The sequence below is a fragment of the Vibrio sp. Vb0349 genome (assembly GCF_033338975.1).
On record NZ_JAWOTS010000222.1, the window covers coordinates 1 to 1,355 of the forward strand.

At 45.0% G+C, this 1,355-nt stretch carries 1 protein-coding gene; it reads left to right on the forward strand.

All coding sequences use genetic code 11. The features are described from left to right. Nucleotides 1-259: 259 nt before the first annotated feature. Nucleotides 260-1,355: SulP family inorganic anion transporter (locus R7Q47_RS24720; protein ID WP_318089908.1), on the forward strand; the 1,096-nt coding region annotated here is incomplete at its 3' end.

Genomic DNA, 1,355 nt, shown 5'->3' on the forward strand with positions numbered 1-1,355 from the left:
GTTCTCGGTCTAGCGTAATTGGTCATATTAATATCAACGACGGATCACATTTGTGGTTCATTATCCGTATCATTCTTGAACTTAATCACACTTTTCGGTAGCATTCGCCAACTCAAGTTTTCGACACCATTCTACTGCTGCTCTTTTATTACTACGGTTTACACTAAGTACCTTGAATGTATTTTCATCACTTAGTGGTTAATGCAAATACGAATATGTGTCGGGATAAACTCATCTCAACGAGAACTTAAAGACAAACATGTTCGAATTCCCGCAATTTTCTAAGCACTCTGTTAAAAATGACGTGCTATCAGGTTTGACGGTTGCCCTGGCACTTGTCCCTGAAGCCGTAGCATTTGCATTCGTTGCTGGTGTAGACCCAATGGTTGGTCTGTACGCAGCATTCATCGTTGGCCTTATCACCTCAATCTTTGGTGGTCGCCCAGGCATGATCTCTGGTGCTACAGGCGCAATGGCTGTAGTAATGGTCTCTCTTGTTGCAAGCCACGGTGTTCAGTACTTATTTGCTGCCATTATGTTGGCCGGTATTCTGCAAATTGCTGCCGGTTTATTTAAATTGGGCAAATTCATTCGAATCGTTCCACACCCTGTAATGATTGGTTTTGTTAACGGCCTAGCGATTGTTATCTTCCTCGCGCAATTAGGACAATTCAAGGCTCCAGACATGAATGGCGTGCTGACTTGGCTTCCACAAGATCAAATGATGTTAATGCTAGGTTTGGTTGCGCTGACCATGGCGATCATCTACTTCTTGCCGAAAATTACAACAGCAGTGCCATCTTCACTTGTTGCTATCGTAACCGTGACTGCACTAGTTGTTGGGTTAGATCTAGAGACACGTACAGTTGTCGACTTCCTACGTTCTATGTCAGGTAATGAAGCCGCTACACTAGCAGGCTCTTTGCCAACCTTCTCTATTCCATCAGTACCATTTACGCTAGAGACTCTGCAAATCATCTTGCCTTATGCAGTGATCCTTGCGGCCATCGGCCTAATTGAATCTTTGCTAACGCTGACCGTTTTAGACGAAATGACGAATACTCGTGGCCAATCTAACCGCGAATGTATCGGTCAGGGCATGGCAAACATGACATGTTCTGTATTCGGCGCGATGGGTGGTTGTGCAATGATTGGACAGTCAATGATCAACGTAAACTCCGGTGGCCGTGGCCGTCTGTCTGGCATCGTAGCGGCTGTAGCTCTGCTGATGTTCATTTTGTTTGCGTCATCATTGATTGAAATGATTCCACTACCAGCCCTAGTTGGTGTGATTTTCATGGTTGTGATTGGCACATTCGAATGGGCAACATTTAAGGTGGCTCGCCGTGTACCAA